This window comes from Cupriavidus basilensis (assembly GCF_029335485.1).
In the GTDB taxonomy this organism is placed as follows: domain Bacteria; phylum Pseudomonadota; class Gammaproteobacteria; order Burkholderiales; family Burkholderiaceae; genus Cupriavidus; species Cupriavidus basilensis_E.
The window spans coordinates 1-24,915 of record NZ_JARJLM010000001.1 but is presented as its reverse complement, the minus strand read 5'-3'; the positions used below and the strand labels follow the sequence as shown (position 1 = coordinate 24,915).

At 67.6% G+C, this 24,915-nt stretch carries 24 protein-coding genes; 11 read left to right on the top strand and 13 right to left on the bottom strand.

Going from position 1 to position 24,915, the window contains the following annotated elements:
• The 3 genes from P3W85_RS00120 to P3W85_RS00110 form a co-directional block, all read left to right on the top strand.
• Positions 1 to 721: helix-turn-helix transcriptional regulator (locus tag P3W85_RS00120; RefSeq protein ID WP_276263266.1), on the top strand; the 721-nt coding region annotated here is incomplete at its 5' end.
• Between the two features lie 22 nt (positions 722 to 743).
• Positions 744 to 1,007: an oxidoreductase-like domain-containing protein gene (locus P3W85_RS00115; protein ID WP_017230253.1), complete on the top strand. Its 264-nt coding sequence runs from the start codon at positions 744 to 746 to the stop codon at positions 1,005 to 1,007.
• Positions 979 to 1,908 carry an NAD-dependent protein deacetylase gene (locus P3W85_RS00110; RefSeq protein WP_276263265.1) on the top strand — a complete coding sequence of 310 codons (930 nt, stop codon included), beginning with the start codon at positions 979 to 981 and terminating at the stop codon, positions 1,906 to 1,908. The genes P3W85_RS00115 and P3W85_RS00110 overlap by 29 nt, the downstream gene beginning before the upstream one ends.
• A gap of 284 nt (positions 1,909 to 2,192) precedes the next feature.
• On the opposite strand, the gene P3W85_RS00105 is transcribed toward P3W85_RS00110, so the two are convergent.
• Together P3W85_RS00105 and P3W85_RS00100 are read right to left on the bottom strand one after the other, a co-directional pair.
• A complete protein-coding gene (locus P3W85_RS00105; protein ID WP_276263264.1) occupies positions 2,193 to 3,164 on the bottom strand; it encodes an alpha/beta hydrolase in 972 nt (323 codons plus the stop codon).
• Positions 3,165 to 3,218: 54 nt separating this feature from the next.
• The gene (locus P3W85_RS00100) at positions 3,219 to 4,022 is read right to left on the bottom strand and encodes an AraC family transcriptional regulator (protein WP_276263263.1); all 804 of its coding nucleotides are present in this window, start codon (positions 4,020 to 4,022) and stop codon (positions 3,219 to 3,221) included.
• A 415-nt stretch (positions 4,023 to 4,437) separates the two neighbouring features.
• Between P3W85_RS00100 and P3W85_RS00095 the strand changes: the two genes are divergently transcribed.
• From P3W85_RS00095 to P3W85_RS00085, 3 genes are all read left to right on the top strand, one after another.
• Positions 4,438 to 5,349, top strand: coding sequence for a LysR family transcriptional regulator (locus P3W85_RS00095; RefSeq protein WP_276263262.1), 912 nt, complete (start codon positions 4,438 to 4,440; stop codon positions 5,347 to 5,349).
• A gap of 163 nt (positions 5,350 to 5,512) precedes the next feature.
• Positions 5,513 to 6,220, top strand: a complete 708-nt coding sequence (locus P3W85_RS00090) for a DUF4286 family protein (RefSeq protein ID WP_276263261.1) — start codon at positions 5,513 to 5,515, stop codon at positions 6,218 to 6,220.
• Between the two features lie 74 nt (positions 6,221 to 6,294).
• Positions 6,295 to 7,554 carry an MFS transporter gene (locus tag P3W85_RS00085; protein ID WP_276263267.1) on the top strand — a complete coding sequence of 420 codons (1,260 nt, stop codon included), beginning with the start codon at positions 6,295 to 6,297 and terminating at the stop codon, positions 7,552 to 7,554.
• Here the strand turns inward: P3W85_RS00085 and P3W85_RS00080 are convergent.
• The 3 genes from P3W85_RS00080 to P3W85_RS00070 all read right to left on the bottom strand — a co-directional run bounded on the left by P3W85_RS00080 (position 7,551) and on the right by P3W85_RS00070 (position 10,893).
• A complete protein-coding gene (locus tag P3W85_RS00080) occupies positions 7,551 to 8,261 on the bottom strand; it encodes a GntR family transcriptional regulator (RefSeq protein ID WP_276263260.1) in 711 nt (236 codons plus the stop codon). The genes P3W85_RS00085 and P3W85_RS00080 overlap by 4 nt on opposite strands.
• Before the next feature lie 184 nt (positions 8,262 to 8,445).
• The gene (locus P3W85_RS00075; RefSeq protein WP_276263259.1) at positions 8,446 to 9,417 is read right to left on the bottom strand and encodes a Bug family tripartite tricarboxylate transporter substrate binding protein; all 972 of its coding nucleotides are present in this window, start codon (positions 9,415 to 9,417) and stop codon (positions 8,446 to 8,448) included.
• A 114-nt stretch (positions 9,418 to 9,531) separates the two neighbouring features.
• On the bottom strand, positions 9,532 to 10,893 hold the full coding sequence (locus tag P3W85_RS00070; protein WP_276263258.1) for a class-II fumarase/aspartase family protein: 1,362 nt from the start codon (positions 10,891 to 10,893) through the stop codon (positions 9,532 to 9,534).
• Between the two features lie 273 nt (positions 10,894 to 11,166).
• Here P3W85_RS00070 and P3W85_RS00065 point away from each other — a divergent pair, with 273 nt between their 5' ends.
• The gene (locus P3W85_RS00065) at positions 11,167 to 11,904 is read left to right on the top strand and encodes a GntR family transcriptional regulator (RefSeq protein WP_276263257.1); all 738 of its coding nucleotides are present in this window, start codon (positions 11,167 to 11,169) and stop codon (positions 11,902 to 11,904) included.
• Positions 11,905 to 12,013: 109 nt separating this feature from the next.
• A complete protein-coding gene (locus tag P3W85_RS00060) occupies positions 12,014 to 13,507 on the top strand; it encodes a fumarate hydratase (RefSeq protein ID WP_276263256.1) in 1,494 nt (497 codons plus the stop codon).
• 99 nt (positions 13,508 to 13,606) lie between these two features.
• Here the strand turns inward: P3W85_RS00060 and P3W85_RS00055 are convergent, their stop codons facing one another.
• The gene (locus tag P3W85_RS00055; protein WP_017228099.1) at positions 13,607 to 13,819 is read right to left on the bottom strand and encodes a DUF3820 family protein; all 213 of its coding nucleotides are present in this window, start codon (positions 13,817 to 13,819) and stop codon (positions 13,607 to 13,609) included.
• Between the two features lie 199 nt (positions 13,820 to 14,018).
• Between P3W85_RS00055 and P3W85_RS00050 the strand changes: the two genes are divergently transcribed.
• Positions 14,019 to 14,483, top strand: coding sequence for a DUF2127 domain-containing protein (locus tag P3W85_RS00050; RefSeq protein ID WP_017228098.1), 465 nt, complete (start codon positions 14,019 to 14,021; stop codon positions 14,481 to 14,483).
• A 36-nt stretch (positions 14,484 to 14,519) separates the two neighbouring features.
• Here the strand turns inward: P3W85_RS00050 and P3W85_RS00045 are convergent, their stop codons facing one another.
• Positions 14,520 to 16,577 carry an ExeM/NucH family extracellular endonuclease gene (locus tag P3W85_RS00045; RefSeq protein WP_430869462.1) on the bottom strand — a complete coding sequence of 686 codons (2,058 nt, stop codon included), beginning with the start codon at positions 16,575 to 16,577 and terminating at the stop codon, positions 14,520 to 14,522.
• A gap of 285 nt (positions 16,578 to 16,862) precedes the next feature.
• Between P3W85_RS00045 and P3W85_RS00040 the strand changes: the two genes are divergently transcribed.
• Both P3W85_RS00040 and P3W85_RS00035 read left to right on the top strand, forming a co-directional pair.
• On the top strand, positions 16,863 to 17,486 hold the full coding sequence (locus tag P3W85_RS00040) for an HAD family hydrolase (protein ID WP_017228097.1): 624 nt from the start codon (positions 16,863 to 16,865) through the stop codon (positions 17,484 to 17,486).
• Positions 17,487 to 17,584: 98 nt separating this feature from the next.
• Positions 17,585 to 18,217, top strand: a complete 633-nt coding sequence (locus tag P3W85_RS00035) for a CDP-alcohol phosphatidyltransferase family protein (protein ID WP_035813298.1) — start codon at positions 17,585 to 17,587, stop codon at positions 18,215 to 18,217.
• A 90-nt stretch (positions 18,218 to 18,307) separates the two neighbouring features.
• Here P3W85_RS00035 and P3W85_RS00030 read toward each other — a convergent pair whose 3' ends face one another.
• The 6 genes from P3W85_RS00030 to P3W85_RS00005 form a co-directional block, all read right to left on the bottom strand.
• Positions 18,308 to 20,110, bottom strand: a complete 1,803-nt coding sequence (locus P3W85_RS00030; protein WP_276263254.1) for an ATP-binding response regulator — start codon at positions 20,108 to 20,110, stop codon at positions 18,308 to 18,310.
• A 3-nt stretch (positions 20,111 to 20,113) separates the two neighbouring features.
• Positions 20,114 to 20,791, bottom strand: coding sequence for a response regulator transcription factor (locus P3W85_RS00025; RefSeq protein ID WP_017229796.1), 678 nt, complete (start codon positions 20,789 to 20,791; stop codon positions 20,114 to 20,116).
• 416 nt (positions 20,792 to 21,207) lie between these two features.
• Positions 21,208 to 22,089 carry a phosphodiesterase gene (locus tag P3W85_RS00020; RefSeq protein ID WP_276263253.1) on the bottom strand — a complete coding sequence of 294 codons (882 nt, stop codon included), beginning with the start codon at positions 22,087 to 22,089 and terminating at the stop codon, positions 21,208 to 21,210.
• On the bottom strand, positions 22,086 to 23,144 hold the full coding sequence (locus P3W85_RS00015; RefSeq protein ID WP_276263252.1) for an ABC transporter ATP-binding protein: 1,059 nt from the start codon (positions 23,142 to 23,144) through the stop codon (positions 22,086 to 22,088). The genes P3W85_RS00020 and P3W85_RS00015 overlap by 4 nt, the downstream gene beginning before the upstream one ends.
• The gene (locus P3W85_RS00010; RefSeq protein ID WP_276263251.1) at positions 23,137 to 24,018 is read right to left on the bottom strand and encodes an ABC transporter permease; all 882 of its coding nucleotides are present in this window, start codon (positions 24,016 to 24,018) and stop codon (positions 23,137 to 23,139) included. Before P3W85_RS00010 ends, P3W85_RS00015 begins: the two co-directional genes overlap by 8 nt.
• 11 nt (positions 24,019 to 24,029) lie before the next feature.
• Positions 24,030 to 24,848 (bottom strand): ABC transporter permease, encoded by an 819-nt coding sequence (locus P3W85_RS00005; RefSeq protein ID WP_017224461.1) that lies wholly within the window; start codon positions 24,846 to 24,848, stop codon positions 24,030 to 24,032.
• Positions 24,849 to 24,915 lie beyond the last annotated feature (67 nt).

The window sequence follows — 24,915 nt, the reverse complement described above, 5'->3', positions numbered from 1 at the left end:
GGCCGGGGTGGGCCTTACCTGGTACACCTGGCTGGAGCAGGGGCGGGACATCGGCGTTTCGGCTGCGTTTCTGGAGAACCTGGCGCGCGTACTCAAGCTGGATGCCGCCGAGCGGCGCCACCTGTTCCTGCTGGCGCACCAGCGCCCGCCCGCCGAGAGCGGGCGCACCTGGTGCACGGTGCCGCCGCTGGTGCGCAGGCTGATGCAGGACCTGCCGCTGCGCCCGGCCTATGTGCTCAACCTGCGCTGGGACGTGCTGGCATGGAACGAGGCCGCCGAGCGCGTGTTCGGCTTTGGTGGCTGCGCGCCAGGACATCGCAATATGCTGCGCATGATCTTCCTGGATCCGGCCATGCGGGAGCGCTTTGCCGACTGGGAGACGCAGGTGCCGCAGATGCTGGCAAGCTTCCGGCGCGACCTGGCCCGCGCGCCGGACGATCCGACGCTGCTCGAACTGGTGGACGAACTGGAACACGCGGCGCCGGATTTTCGCCAGTGGTGGCGGCAGCACGATGTGCACGGTGTGTGCACCGGCATTCGCGGACTGTGGCTGGACGGGATCGGCAGCGTCCGCTGCGAGCATGCCACGCTGACGGTGGACGAGGAGCGTCACTTGCGGCTGGTGGTCTATGCCGCGGTGGCAGGCGATCCCGGCAGCGCGGCATTCGAAGCGTGGCTGGCCAGCGCGGACGGCGCCGCCGCGGCAGCGGCCGTATACTAGGTATGCAATTCAATCGGAGCAGATGGTGTCGGTAGAAGATCCCGCGTCCGCGGCAGGGCGCAAACCGGAAGCGGCGAGCGCGCCGGAACAATCCGCGGCGGCATTGCCGCCCAGGCCCGTTGCGCCTCCCACGCCGGATATCAACGATTGCTGCGGCAATGGCTGCGATCCCTGCATTTTCGACCTGCATGCGGAGGCGATGGCGCGTTATCGCGCCGAACTGAAGGCCTGGCAGGCGCTCGCCGGCGAGACGGCGGATGCTGGCACGGGCAATCCCAGCTTCTGAGCCGCCCTGGCGGTCCCCCCCGGCCACGACGTTATCCGCATCGCACAAGGAGCCCCCAGTGCCCGTCACCGACCAGCCGATCCTGGCCGATCTGCACGCCTTCGTGCAACGCTGTCCCAGCCTGCTGGTGCTGACCGGCGCCGGCATCAGCACCGATTCCGGCATCCCCGGCTACCGCGACGCTCACGGTAACTGGCAGCGCACGCCGCCGGTGCAGGCCCAGGATTTCTTCCGTTCCCACGCGGTGCGCCAGCGCTACTGGGCGCGCAGCATGCTGGGCTGGCCCGTGCTGGCGAATGCCACGCCCAATGCCGCGCATTTCGCGCTGGCGCAGCTGCAGGCGGCCGGCTATGTGCGCCGGCTCGTCACGCAGAACGTGGACGGCCTGCACCAGCGCGCCGGCAGCACCGGCGTGATCGAGTTGCATGGGCATGTCGGCAGCGTGATCTGCCTGCAATGCGGCACGCGCCGCCCGCGCGCCTCGCTGCAGGCGCAGCTCGAGACGGACAATCCGGAACTTGCCGAACTGCGCGCCTTGCCGGCCTCCGATGGCGACGCGCATCTGGAACTGGCCAGTTTCGAAGCGGTGCGCATTCCTGCCTGTGGCCACTGTGGCGGTGTGCTGAAACCCGATGTGGTGTTCTTCGGTGAATCGGTGCCGCGGGAGCGGGTCGATGCTGCCATGCAGGCGCTGGAGTCGTCCGATGCGCTGCTGGTGATCGGGTCGTCGCTGACGGTGTTTTCCGGTTATCGCTTCTGCCTCGCGGCGGGCAAGCTGGGCAAGCCGGTTGCTGCGATCAATCTTGGGCAGACGCGGGCGGATGGGTTGCTGGCGTTGAAGGCGGATGTGTCTTGCGCGGCGGCGCTGGTGGATCTGGCCGGGCGGTTGGGGGTGGGGTGAGCGTCTTGCGTTGTTGATGTCAAAGGCAAAGGCTTTAAAGTCAAAAGCCGTTTCACCTCCCCTTCGGGGAGGCGGCCTATTTTCTTGTCTCGCCAACAAAGCAGGCAAAGAAGGCGATCCGCATTGCCCCTCAGGCTTGCGTCTCCGTCTTACGCACGACCAGGCGAGGCGCGCTCCTCCCGGCATGGTCGTGATCCTGCCGCATCGGATCCCTCGCCGTGCCGGCTGCCGCCGCGCAGGCGCAGATGCGCGGCGGCCTGCCGGCCGCTATCGCGCCGCCTTCCTTACGGCTTGAGATGCTGCGCGAACCAGTCTTGCGCGGCCTGGCTGGTGGTCTCGAAATGCTCCAGGTAGGGCGTGAAGTGCCCGCCTGGAATCATCAGCAGCTGCTTGGGTTCCAGGGCTTGTGCATAGGCCGCCAGGCACAGGTCGGTGGCGGTCAGCAGGTCGCGGTCGGCCACGATCATCAGCAGCGGCGTGGGGCTGATGCGGGCAATGTGGATGCCTGGCTCGTTCTCGCGCGCGAGTTCGGCGCTGCGCAGCGTTACCTCGTTGCGCCAGTTCGGCGCGAAGGGCGCGGTGTCCGTGAAGAACTTGCAGCTGTCGGCGCCCCCCATGGCGCAGGCGACGGCCGGATCCGCGCTGACGGCCGGCAGCATGGCCGGCGGTTCGCCCCGGAAGCGTGCCAGCCGGTCGGCCTCGAAGCGCGCGAGCGCGGCCGGCACCAGGTCGGCGCGGGTGCGGCGCAGGGCCGAGGCGTACCCGCTGATCTGCGGCACCTGCGACACCACGCAACGCACGCGCCGGTCGAGCGCGGCGACTTCGATCACATGGCCGCCGCTGTAGCTGGTGCCCCAGATGCCGATGCGTTCGTGCGCGATGTCGTCGCGGCTGCACAGGTAGGTGATGGCATCGCGGTAGCCGCGCCTTTGCAGCACCGGGTCCACTTCCTGCCGGGGCGTGCCGTCGCTGTCGCCGAAGTTGCGATGGTCGTAGACCAGCACGGCAAAGCCCGCCGCGGCGAACACCTCCGCGTAGCGGTCCAGGTACTGTTCCTTGACCGCGGAAAAGCCGTGGGCCATCACGATGGCGGGGTGGGGCCCCGCGTGCGTGCCCCGGGGGGCATACAGCCACCCGCGCAGGGCCACGCCTTCGGAGATGAATTCGATGTTGGAACGTGTCATGTCCAGATCCTGGTTGTCGTGTGGTGCCCGCCGCTTGCTGCTGTTCGCCGCTTGCCTGCCGCGAAGGGCCATGCACGCAACGATACGCCCGGCCCGGCGGCGCGTCTGCGCCGGCCAGGCCACTCTTTACGCCGGATCGGACATCCTGAAGTACTGGCTTGGCGTGGTGCCCGTATAGCGGCGGAACATGGCGGCGAAGGCGCCGGGCGTGTCATAGCCCAGCGCCGCCGCGATGGTGGCAACGGGCTCTCCCGCGGCCAGTCGCGGCAGCGCGTACAGCAGGCGTGCCTGCTGGCGCCAGTGTACGAAGGAGACCCCCGTATGCGCCTGGAACAGGCGTGCCAGCGTGCGGCTCGAGGCGCCGGCCTCCAGCGCCCATTCGGCCAGTGTGCGCGGGTCGGCGGGATTGTCGCGCAGGGCGTCGCAGATGCGCGCCAGGCGCCGGTCCTGGCTGGCCGGCAGCGGCAAAGCCTGTTCCGGCGACCATTCGAGCTCGTCCAGCAACACGCGCATCAGCCGGTCCTCGCGGCCGCCCGGTGCGTGGTCCAGCGGCAGCGATGCCGCGCGCAGAACCAGTTCGCGCAGCAACGGCGAAACATTGACCAGGCGGGGCTGCGCGGGCGTGGCGGCGGGGCAGGTTTCGGGCCGGATATAAAGCGTGCGCAGCGACACGGCGCCGCGGGCGCGCATGCCGTGCTCCAGGCCGGGCGGCATCCAGAGCGCGCGCTGCGTCGGCAGCAGCCACAGGGCGTGGCCCGCCGTGACCTCGATCACGCCGGCCACCGCATAGATCAGTTGCGCGCGTTCGTGCCGGTGCGCGGCCACCACGAAGCCGTCGGGGAATTCCTTGGGCATGACCGCCGCGGGGCGGGCGGCGTGCTGGTAGTCGAGCGGGTTGGTGCTCTTGGGCGCCGGCTTGCCGGCAGGCATGCTGCTTCCGGCCGGGATGGCTTGTTTGCGCGCTCGGGGCATGGCGTACGCTGCGGGGAAACGTGAGATGGACTGCCGCGCATTGTACGCAGCGCAGGTGCTGCGCCTGCACCACTCCGGCAAAAAACGCGTCGGCGTCGCCGTCGACGATGGCGGCGCGGTAAGTCCGGCCGGGCATGCCTGTCCTAGGGAATGCCACTAGAGCACTGGCGTGGAATTTGCATAAGAATCCATCTGCGGATGTTGTGAAATTTCACTGAATGGAAAAATATGCAGATATCGGCACTATTTCAACCTTGCCGGAGGCGGCATTGACGCGGCTGCCGCACCGCAACGGTGCGCTTGAGCGGCAAAACCTGGGGCAAAGGCTGCCGCCCGGTGCGCGGGAGCGCGGTAATGCCGGGAGCCTGAGGCCATGAATACCCGCTTTGTCGAAGCCTTCATGTGGGTGGCCAGGCTCGGCAGCTTTCGCGCCGCGGCCGAGAAGCTGCACATCACCCAGGCCGCGATGTCCAACCGGATCGCTTCGCTGGAGCAGGAGATCGGCGCGCGCGTGTTCGAGCGCGAGGCGCGCGACCTGCGGCTGACGCCGGTGGGCCTGCGGCTGCTTGGCTACGGCGAACGCCTGCTGGAACTGCAGCGGGAAATCATGGTGCTCGGGCGCTCCGGCAACGAATTGCTCGGGCTGGTCCGCATCGGTGCCATCGAGAGCGTGGTGCATACCTGGCTGGTGGATTTCCTGCGCCATCTGCAATCGTCCTATCCCGGCATCGAAGTACAGATCACCTCCGAGACCACCGCGGGCCTGCACAAGACCTTGCGCGCCGGTGGCATCGATATCGCCTTGCAGACCGATTCCGCGGTCGGAGAGGACATTGTCAGCACGCCCTGCCTGCCGATGGCCATCGGCTGGGTCGGCCCGCCGGGGCCAGCGCTGCCGGGCGAAGGGAAGCTGCTGACGCTGCTGCAGCGCCCGACCATCACCATGAGCCCGGGATCGCAGCCGCACGTGGCGCTCAAGGAGTTGTACCGCAAGGCCGGGTTGCCGGTGGGCAAGGTGCATTGCGTCAGTTCGATCGCGGCCATCGTACGGCTGGTGAAAGGCGGCTTCGGCAATGCGCTGATGCCGCTGGCGCCGGTGCGCGAAGAAGTGGAGCGCGGCGAGCTGCGGGTGATTGCCTGCGACATGCCGCTGCCGCATCAGCGGCTTGTGGTCAGCCATCTCGATCATGCCGCATCGGAAGCGATACGCCTGGTGGCGGAGCTTGCCTGCCGCGAATCGGATCGCTTCGTACGTTCGCTGCCTGCACCATTTGCGCCGGAGTGAAGGGCTGCCGCGCGCTACGCTGGTGCGCGCGCAGTGGGGTTGAACAGCGGGATCGAACAGAAAAACTGATCGGAAACACGAAGAAAAACCCGTTTGTCGCGCGCGCCGATCGCGCCGATCATCGAATCACTTCCAGAGATTGGCGTGGTAACCGGAGAGTTTGATGAGCGAGCGTATTGCAACCGAGGCAACCGAGAATTTTGCGACCGAGAGCACGGCGAGGATGTCCCCGCACGGCATGCTGTTCGTCGCGTCGAATGTGGATGCGGCCGACGAGGCCGATTTCAATCAATGGTACGACCGCGAACACGTGGAAGAGCGCGCCCGCATCGAAGGCTTTATCTCGGCCGCGCGCTATGAAGCGGTGCAGGGCGGGCCCAAGTATCTCGGGCTCTACCGCACCGGGTCGCTCTCGGCCTTCACGTCCGCGGCATACAAGGCGGCCTTTCGCCGGCAGACGCCCTGGTCCGTCGCCAACCTCGACCGCATGCGCCAGCCGATGCGCCGCGTGAGCGAAGTCGCCGCGTCGGTGGGGCAGGGCAGCGGCAGCTGGCTGGCCGTGCTGCCGCTGGCGCAGCCGGAGGATCCGCTGGCGCTGGTCGACCAGATTGCCGAGGTGGGCGGCGAGCTTTCCGCGCAGGCCGGTTTCGTGCAGTCGTACCTGCTGATGCCCGATGCGGAACTGAGCCAGCCCCTGCCCAGGGAAAGCCTGGCGGACCGGCAACTGCTCCCCATCCTGGTGATCGAGAGCAGCGCCGAAACCGCAAGCGCCCTGGCGCTGCGGGAAGCGGCAAAACGCCTCGACGCCCTGCCGCAGCAAGCCGCCCGCTACATCCTCAAATGGAAGCTCTTCGCCAAGGAACTGGTGTGATGAACAGCACGATCTCCCCCGCACAAAGCCCGGCCGGCGCGCTCGATGCCGCCGCCGGCGCCGCCAAGCCGAAGATGGGCCGCCTGGCCGCGGCCAGCACCATCGGCACCACGCTGGAATGGTACGACTTCACCGTCTACAACCTGATGGCCGCGCTGGTCTTCAACGTGGTCTTCTTTCCCTCGTTCGATCCGCTGACCGGCACCATCCTGGCGTTCTCCACCTACGCGGTGGGCTATGTGTCCCGCCCGCTCGGCGGCGTGCTGTTCGGGCATCTCGGCGACAAGCTGGGCCGGCGCTTCGTGCTGGTCGCCACGCTGATCCTGATGGGCGTGGCCACCGGCCTGATGGGGGTATTGCCCACGTACCAGGTGCTGGGCATCTGGAGCCCGGTCCTGCTGGTGGCGCTGCGTTTCCTGCAAGGCGCGGCCATTGGCGGCGAATGGGCCGGGGCGGTGCTGCTGTCGATGGAGCATGGCGCGCAGCACGAGCGCGGGCGCAACGCGTCCTTCACCCAGGTCGGTCCGTCGTGCGGCACGCTGCTGGGCACCGGCTTTATCGCCATCGTGTCGCTGTGGCTCAGCCCCGAGGATTTCCAGTCGTGGGGCTGGCGCATTCCCTTCCTGTCCAGCGTGCTGCTGGTCCTGTTCGGGCTGTGGCTGCGCAAGGGCGTCGAGGAAACGCCGTTGTTCAAGGAGATGGAAGCGCGCAAGAACACGGCCAGGACACCCATCAAGGACGTGTTCGTGGATCACTGGCGGCGCCTGTTGGTGGCCGGCGGCGTGCGCATCGGCTCGGACGTGCTCTATGCGCTGGTGGTGGTGTTTACACTGACCTACGTGACCAGCGTGCTGCACCTGTCCCGGCCGCTGGCGCTGAGCGCGACCATGATCGGCGCGGCGTGCAATGCCATCGCGGTGCCGCTGTTCGGCAGCCTGTCGGACAAGCTCGGCCGGCGTCCGGTGTATATCGCCGGGGCCTTGCTGGGGGTGGTGTGGGCCTTCGTGTTCTTCCGCCTGATGGACACGGCGCAGCCCTTGCAGATCTGCGCGGCGGTGGTGGTCGGCCTGATCATCCACGCCATGATGTACGGCCCGCAGGCGGCCTTCGTGACCGAGCAGTTTCCCACGCGGGTACGTTACGCCGGTTCATCGCTGGCCTATACGCTGGCGGGCATCCTGGGCGGCGGCTTCGCGCCGCTGATCATCGCCAGCCTGTACAAGTCGTACGCCTCGACGCTGGCGATTTCGCTCTATGTCAGCGCCGCGCTGGCGGTCACGCTGGGCGCGCTGCTGATCGCCCGCGAAACCGCGAAAAAGCCGCTCGAAAGCTAACTCGCGTCCGCCGCCTCGAAGACCGTTTCGCGGCGGCCCTGCAGCAGGGATTGGCGGAAGGACAGCACGTGCGCCGTGACCGCGCTGGCCGCCGCCGTGGCATCGCCGTCGCGCAGCGACTGCAGGATGGCGCGGTGCTCGCCGCTGACCTCCGCCAGGTGCCCCTCCGACGACAGTGAAATGGCCCAGAAGCGCTGGGAGCGCGCATGCAGCACCTTGAGGATTTCGATCAGGATCGGATTGCCCGACGCCTGCGCGATCTGCTCATGGAACACGCGGTCCAGGTTGGTGACCTGCTGCAGGTTGCGCGCGGCAACGGCCGTGTCCAGCTCCCGCAGGATGCTTTCGAGCGCCTGCAGGCCAGCGGGGGTGATGTGCTCGGCGGCCAGCCTGGCGCATAGCGTTTCATTGGCCAGCCGGACATCGATCAGGTGCAGCGCGTCGTCGATGGACAGCGGCGACACCACCACGCCCTTGCGCGGCAGGATCTGCACCAGCCCTTCGTTGGCGAGCCGGTGCAGCGCCTGGTTGATGGGGGTACGGCCGATATCGAGATCGTCGACCAGGTTGGAGATATTGAGGTGCTCGCCAGGACGGTAGACCAGCGCGGTCAGCCGGTCCCGCAGGCCGTTATAGGCCAGCTCGTTCTGCGATGGTTCCTCGGTCCTGGTCCGGGCGCGCGATGAGCCGGCGCTACGGCGATCCACTGATGGCAAAGCTCTCTCCCGACTACGCGGCGATGCGTCAAGGGCGTAATCGTACTACCAAAAGCGGATGAGAACCCTGACCGGAAAGACCAGGCATGGTCTTTCCGGTGCGGCTACGGCGTCCTGCCGGGCGCCGCCGGGTTTGAGGCGCAACGCTGGCGGTGGGCTTGACGGCGTGCCGTCCTTATTCGAGCCTGATGTCGGCCGCGGTGATCACGGCCTTCCACTTGGCGACCTCCGCCGCGGTGTGCTGGGTCAGCGACGCGGACTTGTAGGCGGCGTCCGGCAGCAGCTGGATGCCCTGTTCGGCGAGCTTCTTCGAGAACTCCGGGTCCGCGATGGCCTTCGAGAAGGCCGCATAATTGCGGGCGATTACGTCCCTGGGCGTGCCCTTGGGCGCGTACAGTCCGTACCAGGTGGAGGCCTCGAAGTTCGGCACCACGCTCTCCGCCACCGTTGGCACATTGGCGAACTGCGGCACCCGCTGCCTGGCCGTTTGCGCAATGGCGGCGACCTTGCCGCCCTTGACCTGGGGCAGGGCGGTGTTGGTCTGGTCGAACATGCCGTCCACCTGCCCGCCCATGACATCGGTCAGCGCCGGGCCAGCGCCTTTGTACGAGATGAAGGTCACCTTGATCTTCGCCTGCTGGGCGAACATCGCGGCCACCAGATGGGAAGTGGAGCCCACGCCCGCGTTGCCGAAGTTCAGCTTGCCCGGATTGGCGCTGGCGAAGGCAACCAGTTCCTGCACGGTCTTGAATTTCGAGTTGGCGCCCACCAGCAGGACCAGCGGCGTGTCGGGGAAGCGGAACACGCCATCGAAGTCCTTGACGGGGTCGTAGGGCAGCTTTTTGTACAGCGACGGCGCGGCGGCCATATAGCCCATGTGCCCGACCAGGAAGGTATAGCCATCGGGCGTGGCCTTGGCTGCCTTGCCGGCGCCGATGGTGCCGCCGGCGCCAGCCACGTTCTCGATCAATACCGGCTGGCCGAGGTCGCGCCCGACGCGCTCCGCGATGTTGCGGGCAAGCGCGTCGGTGGGGCCGCCGGCCGCGAACGGCACGATCCACGTAATGGGGCGGGCGGGGTAGCCTTGCGCCAGGGCGCCGGTGGATAGTGCCAGCAGCGCCAGCATGGCGCCCGGTTTCTTGTTCATGATTGTCTCCATCACCAGGGTTGATTCGCTTTTCGGCGGGGCGCGATGCTTCCAGGCTCCCACGCCTGCTCGACAGACTTGTTTCTTCAACGGAGCTCAGACTCGGGACGCTGTCTAGCGGCCCGCGAGCACGGTGTCCTTCACCACCGCCAGCGCCATCCGCTCCGCCGCGCCCAGGTAGTTGGCGGGATCGGTCAGGTAGCGGATCTGCGGCTCGCCGAGCCGGGCCACGATGTCCTGGTTCTCGCACAGCACCGCGTACAGGCTGCGCTTGTGCTCGATGGCATGGCGGCAGGCGTCGTACACCACATCGTGGGCCTGCTGGCGGCCGATGGCGGGAGCCAGGCCCATCATCACGGCTTCGGCCACGATCAGCCCGCCGGTGAGGTCGAGGTTGTCGCGCATGCGGGTGGCGTCCACCGACAAGCCCTTGAGCATGAAGGCCGCCTGGCCCAGCGCGCTCGATGCCAGCAGGAAGCTCTCCGGTACCGCGCTCCATTCCAGGTGCCACGGGCCGGTGGCTCGTTCGAAGTCCTGGATCATGGCGTCGAGCATCAGCGCGGCGCGCTCGCGCAGCAGCTTGGCGGCGGCCAGCATCAGTTCGCTGGAGATCGGGTTGCGCTTTTGCGGCATGGTGGAACTGGCGCCGCGGCCTTCCACGAAGGGTTCGGCCACCTCGCCGAACTCCGACGAGGCCATGGTCATCACGTCGAAGGCGATCTTGCCGAGCGAGCCGCCGATGGCGGCCAGCAGGCTGACCAGTTCAGTCAGGCCGTCGCGCGCCACGTGCCAGGTAATGCTCGGGTCGCGCAGGCCAAGCTCGGCAGCCAGGTTGGCGCGCACCGTCAGGCCGATATCGGAACCGCCCAGCGAGGCGAGCGTGCCGGCGGCACCGCCGAACTCGACCAGCAGCGCGCGTTCCCTGGCCTGGGCCAGGCGCTCGGCATGGCGGTTCAGCGACGACAGCCAGACGGCGGCGCGGAAACCGAAGGTGACCGGCAGCGCATGCTGCAGATGCGTGCGCCCGGCCGTGACGGTGCGCGCATGCCTTGCCGCCAGATCCTTCAGTGCGCTGCGCACCTCGTCCAGCTGGGTCTGGATGATGGCCACCGCGGCCTTGCACTGGAGCATGGTCGCCGTATCCATGATGTCCTGCGTGGTGGCGCCCCAGTGCACATAGCGGCCAGCCTCGCCGCACATCTCGCTCAACTGGCGCACCAGCGGCAGGATGGGATAGCCGACGATCTCCGTCTCGGCGCGCATGGCGTCGAGATCGATCCTGTCCAGGCGGGCGCACTCCGTGATGGCGTGGGCCGCCTCGGCCGGAATCAGGCCGGCCTTGGCCTGCGCCCGGGCCAGCGCGGTCTCGGCGTCGATGCAGCGCGCGACATAGGCGCGATCGTCGAAGACGGCGCGCATCTGCGGTGTGCCGAACATGTCGCGGAAAAGGACGGAGTCGAAGACGGTAGTAGCCATGAATGAAATATCCGGAAAAAAAGAGCCTGAAAATCAAGTTGGTTCAGTCGGTTCAGCCGGCGCGGGATGGGCTTCGATGAGCACGGCCATCGCAGTCTCCTGCATATGTCTAGTAATTGAATATGTTTAAACATATTCTAGGAAGACGGAGATAGCCCGTCAAGCCGGACTGGCATCTGGTTTACCCTTTACGCTTGGCTTGTACGCCGGCAGGCGCTAGCATTTGCTGCGCCTTATGCACAAAAGCACATTGACCGATCATTCAGGGAATCCATGGAGCCACGCCACGCCGAGTTGACCAAGGCGCTTATTCACGACATCACGAGCGGGGTTTATCCGGTCGGGTCGAGCTTGCCGGGCGAGCTCGAACTTGCCGAGAAACACGGCGTCAGCCGCGGCACCGTACGGGTGGCGCTGATGCGAATCCAGGAGCTGGGGCTGGTTTCGCGCAAGAAACGCGCCGGCACGCGGGTCGAAGCCGCCACCCCGAGCAGCAGCGAATACACGCCCAAGCTGTCCACCATCGACGAACTGGTGCAATACGGCGCGGCCACCCAGCGGGTCATCCACGGCGCGCACGAGATCGTGATGGACATCGACCTGGCGAGCCGCCTGGGTTGCCAGCCCGGCACGCGCTGGCTGCATATCGAGACTTCCCGTACCAACCCCGAGCTGCCGGCCCATCCGCTGTCATGGTCGGATGTCTATGTCACTGCGGCCGACGGCGCGAAGATCCGCAGGCAGCTCAAGACGGATACAAGGCTGATCTCCGATCTGGTTGGCGAATCGACTGGCAGGCTGGTCAAGGAAGTGCGCCAGACGGTACGCGCCGTCGGCGTACCCGCGGCGCTGGCCGAGGTGCTCGGCACTGCGCCGGATGCCCATGCGCTGGAATTCGTGCGGCAGTATTTCGACCAGTCCGATCGTTTGTTCGAGGTGGTGGTGAGCGTTCATCCGGCCGACCGGTTCACGTATTCGACGGTGCTGCAACGGCAGGGCGGAGCGGGCTAGGACGCCGCGCGGCAGGTTTTTGCGTTTGCCCATGGCAGGCTGGCTGTGTCATTATGTATAAACATATTGACCCGCACCGGGACCTGCCTCCGCTCCGCCTTCCGCCGCCATGACCGTGATCTTCCAGGAAGACGTCGTCGATACCATTGCCGACGCGCTCCAGTACATCAGCTACTACCATCCCGCCGATTTCGTCGAGGCGCTCAAGCGCGCATTCGCGGCCGAGCCTGCGGGCGCGGCGCGCGACGCCATCGAGCAAATGCTGGTCAACAGCCGCATGAGCGCCGAGGGTCACCGGCCGATCTGCCAGGACACCGGCGTGGCGCAGGTCTTCATGACGGTGGGCATGAACGTGCAGTTTGCCGCGCGCGACGGCGCCGCCTTGCTGTCCGTGCAGCAGATGGTCGACGCGGCGGTGCGCCAGGGCTACACGCATGGCGCCAACCCCCTGCGCGCTACCATGGTCGGCTCGGCCTTGGGCGAGCGGCGCAACACCGGCGACAACACGCCGGGTTTCCTGCAGCTGGAACTGGTGCCGGGCGATACCGTGAAAATGACCGTGGTGGCGAAGGGTGGTGGCGGCGACGTCAAGGCGAAGTTCGCCACGCTCAACCCCAGTGACTCGCTGCTTGACTGGATCCTCGCCGCCATCCCGCAGATGGGCGCTGGCTGGTGCCCGCCTGGCGTGCTGGGCGTAGGCGTGGGCGGCACGCCCGAGCAGGCCATGCTCGCTGCCAAGCGCGCCTTGTTCAGTCCGATCGATATCCACGAGTTGCGGACGCGCGGGGCGGGGAATGAAGCCGAGCGCCTTCGGCTGGCATTGTTCGATCGCATCAATGGCCTCGGCATCGGCGCGCAAGGGCTGGGCGGCCTGGCCACGGTGCTCGATGTGAAGGTGGCCGCCTTGCCGTGCCACGCCGCCACCTTGCCGGTGGCGCTGATTCCCAACTGCGCCGCGACGCGCTTTGTCACGGTGACGCTGGACGGCTCGGGCCCCGCGCTATTGACGCCGCCACCTGCCGATACCTGGGCCGATATTCCGCGCGCGCTCACAGCCAGGCCGGGGCGCGTGGTCGACCTGGATCGTCTTGACGCCGCTGAGGTCGCCCAATGGCAGGTTGGCGAGACGCTGCGGCTGCGTGGCCGGCTGCTGACCGCCCGCGATGCCGCGCACAAACGGCTGGCGGCCATGCTGGACGCCGGCGAGCCGCTGCCGGTGCCGCTGCGCAACCGCGCGATCTACTACGTGGGCCCGGTCGATGCGGTGGGCGACGAGGCGGTCGGGCCGGCCGGGCCCACGACCGCCACGCGCATGGACAAGTTCGTGCCGCAACTGCTGGAACAGACCGGCTTGCTGGTCATGATCGGCAAGGCCGAGCGCGGCCAGCGGGCGATCGAGGCGATTCGCCGCCATGGCGCCGCCTACCTGATCGCGGTGGGCGGGGCGGCCTACCTGATCTCGAAGGCCATCCGCAAGGCGCGCGTGCTGGCTTTCCCGGAGTTGGGCATGGAGGCCATCTATGAGTTCGAAGTGGAGGACATGCCCGCCACGGTGGCGGTGGACGCGCGTGGCCGCACCATTCACAGGATTACGGGAGGATAAGCCGTGCGGCTCGAAGGCACCGGCACCCGGTGGGGGAGCGGGGACGCCAAAGACCGCGCAATCGGCGACGTCCGGCCGCGCGCCGATACCGGTTGCCCGCTAACGCCCGCGCAGCGGGTCCAGCAGTCCGGTCAGGCCGTTGTGGTCAAGCTCGTGCATCAGCGCCAGCAACTGGCCGATCTCGCCGGGCGGAAAACCTTCGCGCGCGAACCAGTTCAGGTAGTTGCCCGGCAGGTCCGCGATCGGGCGGCCCTTGTATTTGCCGTAGGGCATGGTGCGGGTGAGCAGGCGTTGCAGGTGTTCGGGATTCATGGTGCTGCCTTGGGCGGGGGTCGGAAGTCGCCGGCACGTGGATGGTACCAGCGCGCGGCGAAGCGTTGCCTGCACGAGCGCGTCCTCGTTGCACGCCGCATGGCCCCAGGGCCCCAGGGCCGCCGGGCGGACTCCGGTTTGCCGGCGTCCGCCGCGCCGGGGTAGGATTCTCACATTATCGTTGATGAGGACTGGCCAAATGGCAAAGCATGGCTCAGGCGCCGGCCTGAAGAGCATCGCCCTGTTCGAGGCGGCCAAGGGCGCGGTGGTGATCCTTGCCGGATTGGGACTGATTGCGCTACTGCATCGGGATGCGCAGGCGTTGGCCGAGGCGATTGTCGCCCGCCTGCACCTGAATCCGGCGAGCCACTACCCGACCATTTTCCTTTCGCTGATGGCCCATCCGAGCGACGCGCGGCTGTGGGCCATTGGCGGCTCGGCCATGGCCTATGCGGCCATGCGCTTTACCGAGGCCTATGGCCTCTGGCGCCAGCGCATATGGGCGAACTGGCTCGGCGTCTGGTCGGGGGGGATCTATATCCCCGTGGAATTGTACGAGGCCATTGCCCATCCGAGCGCTATCCACATCGGGCTGGCGATTGCCAATGTGCTGATCGTGGCCTATCTGGTGAACGGCATCAGGCGCAATGCGGCTGGCGGCTAGATGCTCGCAAGCCATGCCAGGGTGGCCGGGCGTGGCTCAGCGCTGCAGGAAGCGGCGCGCGAACCGGTGCCATGCCGCCATGACCACGGCGCCGGCCGTGGCCAGCAGCAGCCAGGGGTCCATGGCTCCGGCGCCGGTGACGGTTTTCTCGTTATTCTCGCTGCCGTTGCCGGTACCACCGAGCTTGCTCCCGCTCCCGTCACTTCCGCCTGCCGCCGTGCCATCGCCCGGCACGGTGGCGTTGTCGCGCATGGCCAGATCGACCACCAGCGGGTCGTGGTCGGATGAGCGATAGGCATCCGGCGCGTAGAAGGACTGCTGCTGGGGCACGCTCTTGTGGGCCAGCGGATAGGCCAGCGAAACCGGTTCGTCGGCGTTGATGTGCCAGTGGCGCGCTGCGCGCACGCGGCCGGCCGCGCCGGCATCGGCAAGCGCGTGGTCGATATAGCCCGCTTCGCCGCCAAAGACATAGCTATAGGCATGGGTGCCGGCACCGGCGAAGCGGGCGATCATGTCGGCGTAGCCCCGGTCCGCCAGGGTGCGGATGGGGTCTTCCAGCGCGTAGCTGTTGAGGTCGCCGATCACCAGCCTGCCATCGTCGGGCACGCCGGTGGGCGAGGTGGCCAGCCAGTCGGCAAGGCGGGCGGCCGCGGCCACGCGGGTGGGATTCCAGCAGCCCTGGCCATCGTGCTGGTCCGCATTGTTGCCGCGCGCTTCGTTGCAACGCTTGGACTTGAAGTGGTTCACCACCACGGTGAGCTTGCGGGCGTGGCCGGGCAGGCGGAAGGTGGCAGCCAGGGGCTGGCGGGTCCTCGCGCCCATGGCAAGGGTTGCGGCCGTGCCTACCGGCTCCACTGTGCCGGCCCTGTAAATCAGGGCGACCTGGATCGCATCGCGGCCGAGCTTTTCCGTACCGGGATCGATGAAGCGCCAGTCGGGGCCGAGCTTGCCTGTCAGCCGGCGGATGGCGCTCAGTTCGCCGTAGCCGTTGTTTTCAATCTCCATCAGGCCGATCACGTCGGCATGCAGTGCTTGCAGCGCGCTCAGGATCTTGGCTTCCTGCCGGGCGAACTCGGCTGGCGTACGGGCCCCGCGGCTATCGGCATCGTCGAAACCCGCGCCCTTGCCGTCGCCGTTGAAGTAGTTTTCGACGTTGAAGGCGGCCACGCGAAGATCGGTGCCGGCGGCGCGGGCCGGTGCGCCCGCCCGTGGGTTGGCGGCTGGCTGGAAGACCGGCAGCGGCGCGCCTGGGACCGGCTGGAGGCGCCAGTTGCCGAAGCGTCTCTCCAGTACGCCCTGCACATTGGTGACGGCGTAGCCGCCGCGCAAGGTATTCGATGCGCTCAGCCCCGGCGCAGGATAGATCACGCGCTCTGGGTTCTGGCGGCTCGATCCGTCGTCCAGCGTCACGCGGTTCAGTGCGTTGGCGGCGGCCTGCGCGGCGGCTCCGGCGCCGGGCAGCGCCACGTTGGTGGGCAGCGGCAGGCGGCCGTTGCTCAGCACTACCGCGCCATACCGGCCCAGTTCGAACGTCTCGCTGACCGTCAGGGTCTGGGGCAGCCGGACCAGCATGCCTTCGTAGGCTGCCAGCGAGCCTGTATGCTCGGCCGGCAGCGTGACCACGGACGGCGTGACCACCTGGGCCGACGCGCATACCGTGGCCCGGCCGGACAGCCTCAGCTGCATCTGGCCGAAGCGCTCCTCGATCGTGCCGAGCACGCGGACCCGGTCGCCGGCCCGCATGCCGGCGCGCGGCGCATGGACGAACATGCCTTCCGCTATGCCGGGACGGTTCTGGCGCTGGCCGTCCGCCTGCTGCACGAAGAATCCGCTGAAGCCGTCGGGGCCCGAGTAGTCCGCCGTGACCACCGCTTCGAGCGCCACCCGCCGCCCGACCGACGGCGTGCCTTCGCTGCCGTCGCGCAGGTCGGCGATCAGTGTGGCCGGCGCGCCGCATTGCGCGGAAATGGCCGCCGACGGCGCGCGGGCCGGTTGGTAGCCCACGTCGGCGCGGACGGGCATGGCGAGGCATAGCAATGCCAGGCAGGGTGGGACGAGGCGTGGCGGGATGACACTTGGCGGAAACAGGCGCATGGCATTGTGGCGGGTCGGATTGCGTGGCATGGCGCCAGACGGTATGGGAACGAGATGGGAACGTCGGCACGCGTGACCGGGGCATGGCTTGCCTTGCGTGCGGGCCCAGGGATGCATGGGTTCATGGGCCCGACAGACCGGTGAGTGCAAGCGTAGGGCGCCAGCCTTGCCAGGGCTTTGAGCGGATTCTCATACTTGCTGCCGGCCAGACTCTGCGAGAATGCAGCCTTGCCGTTTTCACCTTTTACCGAGATAGCCAACCAGCTAACGAGCCAAGCAGATACCGTGACCGTCAATGCCGTAGTGTTCGATTTTGGAGGTGTGCTGTTCGACTGGAGCCCGGAATACCTCTACCGCGAGCTGATTCCGGACCCGCTGGAACGCGCCCGCTTCCTGTCGGAGGTTTGCTCCCCGGCCTGGAATATCCGCCAGGATGCGGGCAGGCCGCTGCTTGAGGCCACCGAGCTGCTGGTGGCCGAGCATCCGTCGCAGGCGGAACTCATCCGTGCCTTTTATGGTCGTTGGCCGCAGATGCTGCGCGGTCCGCTGCCCGGCGGCGTGGACCTGCTGCGGCGCCTGCATGCCGCCGAAGTGCCGCTGTTCGGCCTGACCAACTGGTCGAGCGAAACCTATCCGCATGCCGAGCGCAGCGCCGATTTCCTGCACATGTTCCGCGATATCCTGGTATCCGGCGAAGTCGGTATCGCCAAGCCCGACCCGGCCATCTACCAGCTGATGCACGCGCGCATCGGTGCCCGGCTGCCTGGCATCGCGCCACAGGAACTGCTGTTCATCGATGACAATGCCGCCAATGTGGCGGCGGCAACGGCGCTTGGATGGCAGGCCGTGCATCATGCCAGCGCCGGCGCAACCGAGGCCGCATTGCGCGCCGCCGGGTTGCGGTTTTAAGCGTGGCTCTTGCGTTCCCTGCCGGTGTTTCGGCGGGGTTCGCTGGTTGCCGGCGCTGCGCGTCCGTGCCGCGCCAAATGAATCAGGAGTTCGCCGATATGGCATCCGCACCAGAACGTCCCAAGCATTTCTCGATGGTCCGCGAGCTGCATCTCGCCGACCTGTTCACCCTGGGTAATGCCGCCTGTGGCATGGCCTCGGTGTTTTTCGCCATGTTCTACGTGGCCACGCAGTCGCTCGACCATTTCCTGGCGGCGGCGGCGCTGGCGCCCGCGGCCTTTGTCTTCGACGTGCTCGACGGCCGCATCGCGCGCTGGCGGCACCAGCATTCCGCGCTGGGGCGCGAGCTGGATTCGCTGGCGGACATCATTTCCTTCGGGGTTGGCCCGGCGGTGCTGGCCTTTGCCGCGGGCATGCGCGGCGGCTGGGACATGGCCGCGCTGGTGTATTTCGTGTGCTGCGGCGTGAGCCGGCTGGCGCGCTTCAACGTGACCGCGGAAACCCTGTCCGAAGGCGGCGACAAAGTGGCGTACTTCGAAGGCACGCCGATTCCCACCAGTGTGCTGCTGACCGGCGTGCTGGCATTCTGTGCATGGCAGGGCCGCCTTGGCGATGCGCTCTATGGCGGCGTGTGGGCGCTCGGACCGGCGGATCTGCATCCGCTCGCCTTGCTGTTCGTGCTGTCCGGCTCGCTGATGATCAGCAAGACCCTGCGCATTCCGAAGCTCTAGGCGCTGTCCAGCTCTGGCGCGCCTGGCCTCGGGCCGCCACTGTTGCCCTGCCGGTCCGGCAATCCCTGCTCAGGCGCCGGTTTGCGCCGGCTAGTCCGCGGCGTGGCTGCTGGCGCCGCGCGGAATGTCCTGCCGCCATCCGGCGTCACGCAGCAGGGCGGTCATGGCGGTGTGGAGCTGCTGCGCCACCACCGGCTTGTGCAGCAGGGCGGCGCCACCCGCGTGCACGCTGCGCAGGCGGTCCGGCGCGGTGTCGCCGGTAATGATGACGGTGGGAATGGCGCGCCCCAGGCGGGCACGGATGGCCTCCATGGCTTCCTGGCCGGTGCGCTCGCCGCGCAGGCGGTAGTCGGCCAGCAGCAGGTCGGGCCTGAAGCCGGCCAGCGCGGCCAGGGCGTCCTCTTCGGATTCCACCGGCAGGCAAACGGCTTGCCAGCCCTCCAGCAGTTCCGCCATGGCGATGCGGATTTCCTGGTCGTCGTCGATGACCAGCACGCGTAGCCCGCGCAGGCTGGGCTTGTGCGGCATGGCGGTAGCGGGCGTTTCGGTGGCTTCCTCGGTCAGTGGCAGGGCAAAGCGGAAGACCGAGCCGCGGCCGGGCCTGGAGTTAAGCTGGATCCGGGTCGAAATGGTACGCGCCAGGCCTTCCACGATGGCCAGCCCCAGTCCCAGGCCCTTGCGCTGGTCCCGCTCCGGATTGCCTAACTGGTGGAACTCCTTGAAGATGGCGCGGCGCTGCGTCAGCGGAATGCCCATGCCGGTGTCCCACACCTCGATCACGGCTTGCCCGCGCCGGCAGCGGCATGCCACCAGTACGCCGCCCTGGCTGGTATAGCGGATGGCGTTGGCAATCAGGTTGCGCAGGATCAGTTCCACCAGGGTGGGATCGGCGAACACGGTGGCCGTGGTATCGCGGGTCCGGTAGAACAGGCCACGTGTATCGGCCTGCGGCGCGAACTCGTTCTCCAGCTTGTACAGCATGCCCTGCAGGCGGAAGGCGCGCGGCCTTGGGGTGATCACGCCGGCGTCCACCTTGGAGAAATCGAGCAGCGTGTTGAGCATCTCGCGCGCGGCGCCGGAGGCAGCCTCGATATGCGTGAGCAACTGGCGCTGCTTGTCGCTGAGTTCGGAGCGGCCCAGGGTGACCACGAACAAGCCCAGCGCATGCAGCGGCTGGCGCAAGTCGTGGCTGGCGGAGGCCAGGAACACCGATTTGGCGCGATTGGCCTCCTCGGCCTCGCGCTTGGCGTCTTCCGCCCGTGCTGTCTGCTCCCGCAGCTGCGAGATCAGCTCCACGTTCGCGAAGCGCAGCGCAATCGCATGGCGTGCCACTCGCGCATAGTTGCGGGCGAAGATCATCAGCACCACCAGGTAGAGCGGCGTGCCGAGGAACATCGCCAGGTAGGCGCTGTCGCCAGTGGCGACAAAGACAGCCCAGACCGGCACGATGGCCGGCACGAAGAAGCCCACCGCAACCGGCAGGCATGCCGAAAACACCGCCAGCGCAGCCGCGCTCATGCCGGCGATCAGCGACAGGATGCAGATGACCGTCGCGGGCGAGCCGACATCCATGTAGAGCCACGCCGCCAGTCCCCACAGCGCGCCGATCAGCGTCAGCAGGGCTGTCATGCAGCGGGCGTAGAGGCCGGCATGGGCTTCGCTCAGGCGCTCGGGCAGCAGGCGTCGCCCGAAGTGCCCCGATGCGCAGGCGGCGGCCATGGCCAGGGCCCACGGGATGGCGCCGGGGTTCTTGCCGCCGAGGCTTAGCCCCAGCGCCAGGATAAAGGCCGCCAGCGCACAGCCCAGCATGGCAATGCCGAAGCTCGCGTCGATCAGCTCCATCTCCGCGGCCAGCAGCCGCGGTTCATCGAAGCGGGGAACAAGGACGGACATGGCTCACCTGCCCGTTTGCACCAGGCCGCGGCGCTGGGCCTCGAGTACCGCTTCGACCCGGCTGACCACGCCCAGGTGATTGAGGATGGCGGCCACGTGGACCCGCACGGTGTTCTCGGAGAGCCCGAGATGATGCGCGATGATCTTGTTCGAGCGGCCCAGGCTGAGTTGCGCCAGTACCTCGAGCTGGCGCGGCGTGAGCGAGCTGGCCTGATAGGCCGCGCCGGGCGCGGCGCCGTCACCGCTGCCGTTCCCGCCGGCATCCGGGATGCCAGCGGTATCCCCGGCCGGGTCGAGGCTGAAATACGTATCGCCACGCAGGCAGCTGGCGATGGCGTCTTCGATCTCGGCGCTGTCGGCTGATTTTGGCAGGAAGCCGGCGATTTCCTTGCGTGCGGAAGGCGGGATGGTCTCAAGCCCCGAGGTTCCTGACACGATCAGGATGCACGCCGTCGGAAAGTGACGGCGCAGCACTCTGATGCCTTCGATGCCATTGAGGCCGGGCATCTGGATGTCGAGCAGGATGATGTCCACTTCGGCGCCGCGGTGGTCTTGCACGGCACCCATGACCGAGCCCGACTCGATGATGCCCGCCACACTGGGGCTGTCGGCCAGCACGAGGCGCAGGCCCGTGCGGAACAGGGTGTGGTCGTCGATCAGCAGCAGGCGGGCGTTAAGCATGAATTGGGGTTTGGGCGCCGCCGCTGCACCCGGCCGCGGCGGTTGAAATCGGGGAAGACGAAAAGTGAGGCAATGGGGGCGCCGCCATTTGTCCGGCGCGATCGCCAATGGCGAATTGGACTAGATTCTCGCAGTCTTGTCCATTTACCCCTCTTTAGAGGGGATTCGCAGTGCGATCGGCGCCCCCGTATTGCCGGCAGGCCGCGCCAGACGTGCGATTGCGGGGAATAGCCGGGTGCCCGCCGGCCGCTGGGGATGGCACTGCTCTAGTCCGGAAGGATTATTTCCGTTGCTGTCGTGCGATGCCACCATTAGTGGGTGGGCGATTTCCGCGACTTGCCCGCACCACTTTTGTTACCCACTACCACCCGGCAGTGGGTTTTTTTTTGCGCTGTCGCAGTCCGCTCAGTCTCCGCTCAGTCGATCAGTTTGCCCGAAGCATCGAAGAAGGGGTGGTCGGCGCCGAATTCGCCAATGACCGCCGCATGGGTCACCAGCCCGTGCGCAGGGTGCCACCAGTGCAGCAGATAGCCGGGCGGTTCCATGCGAAAGCGTGAGGCGGCCTGCGGATCCAGGTCGAGCGTGACCTGGTGCGCCGGTCCCGGCGCCGTCATGGCCAGCGTGCCGCCGAAGCGGCGCACGATGTGCCGGTGCAGGTGGCCGCACAATACGCGCTCTATCTGCGGATGGCGGCGCACCACGGCTTCCAGCAGGGCGGCATCGGCCAGGCCCTGCTGGTCCATATGGCCGATGCCGGTATAGAAGGGCGGATGATGCAGCATCAGCAGCGTCGGCCGCTCCGGCTCGGCGGATAGCGCGGCCTCCAGCCAGGGCAGCGCGGCGGGATCGACCCGGCCGCCAGGCATTCCCGGCACCGTACAGTCGAACGCCACCAGGCGCAGCGGGCCGGCTTCCACGCTGTAATGGATGGGCGCGTCGCCGTCGCCCGCCGCGCACAGGTAGTCGTGATCGGCGAAGACGCGGCGCAGCGTGGCACGATGGTCGTGGTTGCCCGGCAGCAGCCGCACCGGCATTGGCAGGCGCTGCAGGATGCCACGCAGGAAGCGGTACTCCTCCTCGGCGCCAAAGTCGACCAGATCGCCGGTGACGATCACCGCATCGGGCCGCTGCGGCGCGGCGAGCAGGGTATCGATGCAGCGCTGCAGGGCGCCGGCAGTGTCCACCATGCGGTAGGACAGCTTGCCGCCTGCCTTGATATGCAGGTCGGTGATCTGGGCCAGCAGGTAGCTGCCGTCCGGCGCAGCCGGGCCGGCCCCGTCAGGGAAAGAGGTGTTCATGCTGCGAGCGCTTCGGAAAGCGTGATCAGGTGTCCGGTATCGAGGCGCAGGCCGACGCGGTCGCCCGCCTGCCAGCCGTCGCGCCGGGTGGTGTCGACGACGAGCGGCGAGGGTGCGCCTACGTCGACCAGCAAACGCGTGTAGTTGCCCAGGAACAGCGCGGTGACCACCGCGCCGCCCAGGTGCGCTTCCCCGGCTTGCGCCAGGGCGACGTCCTCGGGGCGGAACAGGAGTTCGGCGCTCGCCACACCCGCGTCGTTGGCGTGGCGCGGCACTACCCCGCCCGGCACGCGCCAGGCGCCGGATTCCAGCACCGCCGGCAGCCGGTTCATGGTGCCGATGAAATCCGCCACGAAGGCGTTGGCCGGCGCCCGGTAGATCTGCTGCGGCGTGCCGGACTGGGCGATGCGTCCCTTGTCCATCACGATGATGCGATCTCCCAGCGCCATCGCCTCGGCCTGGTCGTGGGTGACGTAGACGGCGGTGATGCGCAGGCTGCGCAGCAACTGGTTGATGTCGGCGCGCAGCGCATCGCGCAGCTTGGCATCCAGCGCGGTCAGCGGCTCGTCGAGCAGCAGCACGCGCGGCTGCACCGCGATGGCGCGGGCCAGCGCCACGCGCTGGCGCTGGCCGCCGGAGAGCTGGTCGATACGCCGCTCGGCAAAGGGGCCGAGCTGCATCATGGCCAGCATCTCGTCCACCCGGCGGCGGCGCGCGGCGGCGTCGACGCGGCGCACGCGCAGGCCATAGGCGATGTTCTCTGCCACCGTCATATTGGGGAACAGCGCATAGCTCTGGAACACCATGCCCACGCCGCGCTGCTCGATCGGCAGGGCCGTAACGTCGCTGTCGCCAAACCTGACTACGCCGCCCGCGTCGGGGAACTCCAGCCCGGCGATGATGCGCAGCGTGGTGGTCTTGCCGCAGCCGGAGGGGCCTAGCAGGACCACGGTTTCGCCGGCGCCGATGTCGAGGTCGAGCGGTTGCAGCGCCAGCGTGCCGTCGGCGAAGGTCTTGCCGCAATGGCGCAGTGTGATGGGGGTCGGTTCATGCATGGCGAGCCTCGGAGGTGGAAAGCGGATCGGCGCCGGCGCCGCGTTGCGCGCCGGCGTCATCCGCGAGCGGCTGGTGCTTGCGGGCGCGCGCGCCGAGCGCGGACAGCCCCTGCATCAGCACCAGCAGCGGAATGATCATGAAGAAGAACACGATGGTGTAGGCCGAGCCGATCTCCAGCCGCATCGAAGCGTAGCTGTCGGCCAGCCCCACCGGCAGGGTTTGCGTGGTGGGTGTATGCAGCATCCAGGTCAGGTTGAATTCGCCCACCGACAGCGTCACCACCATCAGGGCCCCGGCCAGGATGCCCTGGCGGCAGTTCGGCAGCACCACGGTGAAGAAGCGCTGCAGGCGGCTCGCGCCCAGGCTGGCGGCGGCATCTTCCAGCGTGCGGATATCGATGGCCGACATGATGGCCAGCACCGAGCGCACCATGAACGGCAGCGTGAACAGCACGTGGCCTACCAGGATGAATACCCAGCTCGTGCGGAACGCCTGCCAGCCGCCGTAGAGCAGGATCAGGCCAAGCGCGGTGGCCAGTCCCGGCACGGCGACCGGCAGCATCAGCAGCTCTTCGATCAGGCGCGTGACGCGCCCACGCCGCAGCGCCATGTAATAGGCCGCGGGCACGCCCAGCGCCAGGGTGCAGGCCAGGCAGGCCAGCGCGATGCCCAGCGACAGGAAGATGGTGTTGCGGTAGAGCGACCATACCTCCGCCAGCCAGCGCGTGGTCAGGCCGCTGGCCACGCCGACGAAGATATTGTTGGTCAGGCCGGCCAGCACCGACAGCACCACCGGCACCACCATGAACAGGCAGACCGTGAGCGTCAGGGCAAGCTGCAGCCAATAGGCGCTGCCGCGGCGGGATGAAGTCATGATGGCGTTCCTCAGGCGGTGGCGGCGACGGCGTCGCCAGAGAACCAGCGCGCCAGCGCCAGCAGGGCCCAGGTGACCATGCCGAGCAGCACGGACAGGGCCGCGGCCATGCCGAAGTTGGCGTAATTGGTGAATTCGTTGTAGATGGTGAGCGGCAGCACATCGAGCTGCGTCGCCAGCGTGAAGGCGGTGCCGAAGGCGCCCATGCTGGTGGCGAAGCAGATGGCGCCGCTGGAGATCATGGCGGGCATCAGCGCCGGCAGCATCACGTCGCGCACCACGCGCCAGCGGCCCGCGCCGAGCGATCTTGCGGCTTCTTCCAGCGAGGCGTCGAGCTTGGCGACTGCCGCCATCACGGTCAGGATCACGCGCGGGATGGAGAAGTACAGGTAGCCGACAAACAGGCCGGCCAGGCCATAGGCGAAGGTCCAGCGGTCGCCGGCGAGCCAGTCGCTCACCATCGCCAGCAGGCCGTTGCGGCCGCCGAGCATGATGACCATGAAGCCGATCACCACGCCGGGGAACGCCAGCGGGAAGGTCAGCATTGCCACCAGCAGCGCCTTGCCGGGAACGGCGTTGCGCTCCAGGAAGGTGCCGGTGATGCCAGCGATGATCAAGGTTGCCAGGGTGACCGTTGCGGAGAGCAATACCGTCACCATCAGGCTGTGGAGGTAGCGTTGGCTGGAGATGACGGTCCAGTAGACGCTTGCGCCTTTTTCGCCGGAGACGCTTACCGCGAGCAGTTTTGCCATCGGGAGGCAGAAGAAGGCGAGGAAGATGATCAGGGCCGGGAGGGCGAAGAGGATCAGGGGAGGGCTTCGTTTTGGCATGATGGGGGATGCTCCCGGGGTTTGAAAATCAACTTCAACTTCAAAGGCGTAAAGTCAACGGCGGTTT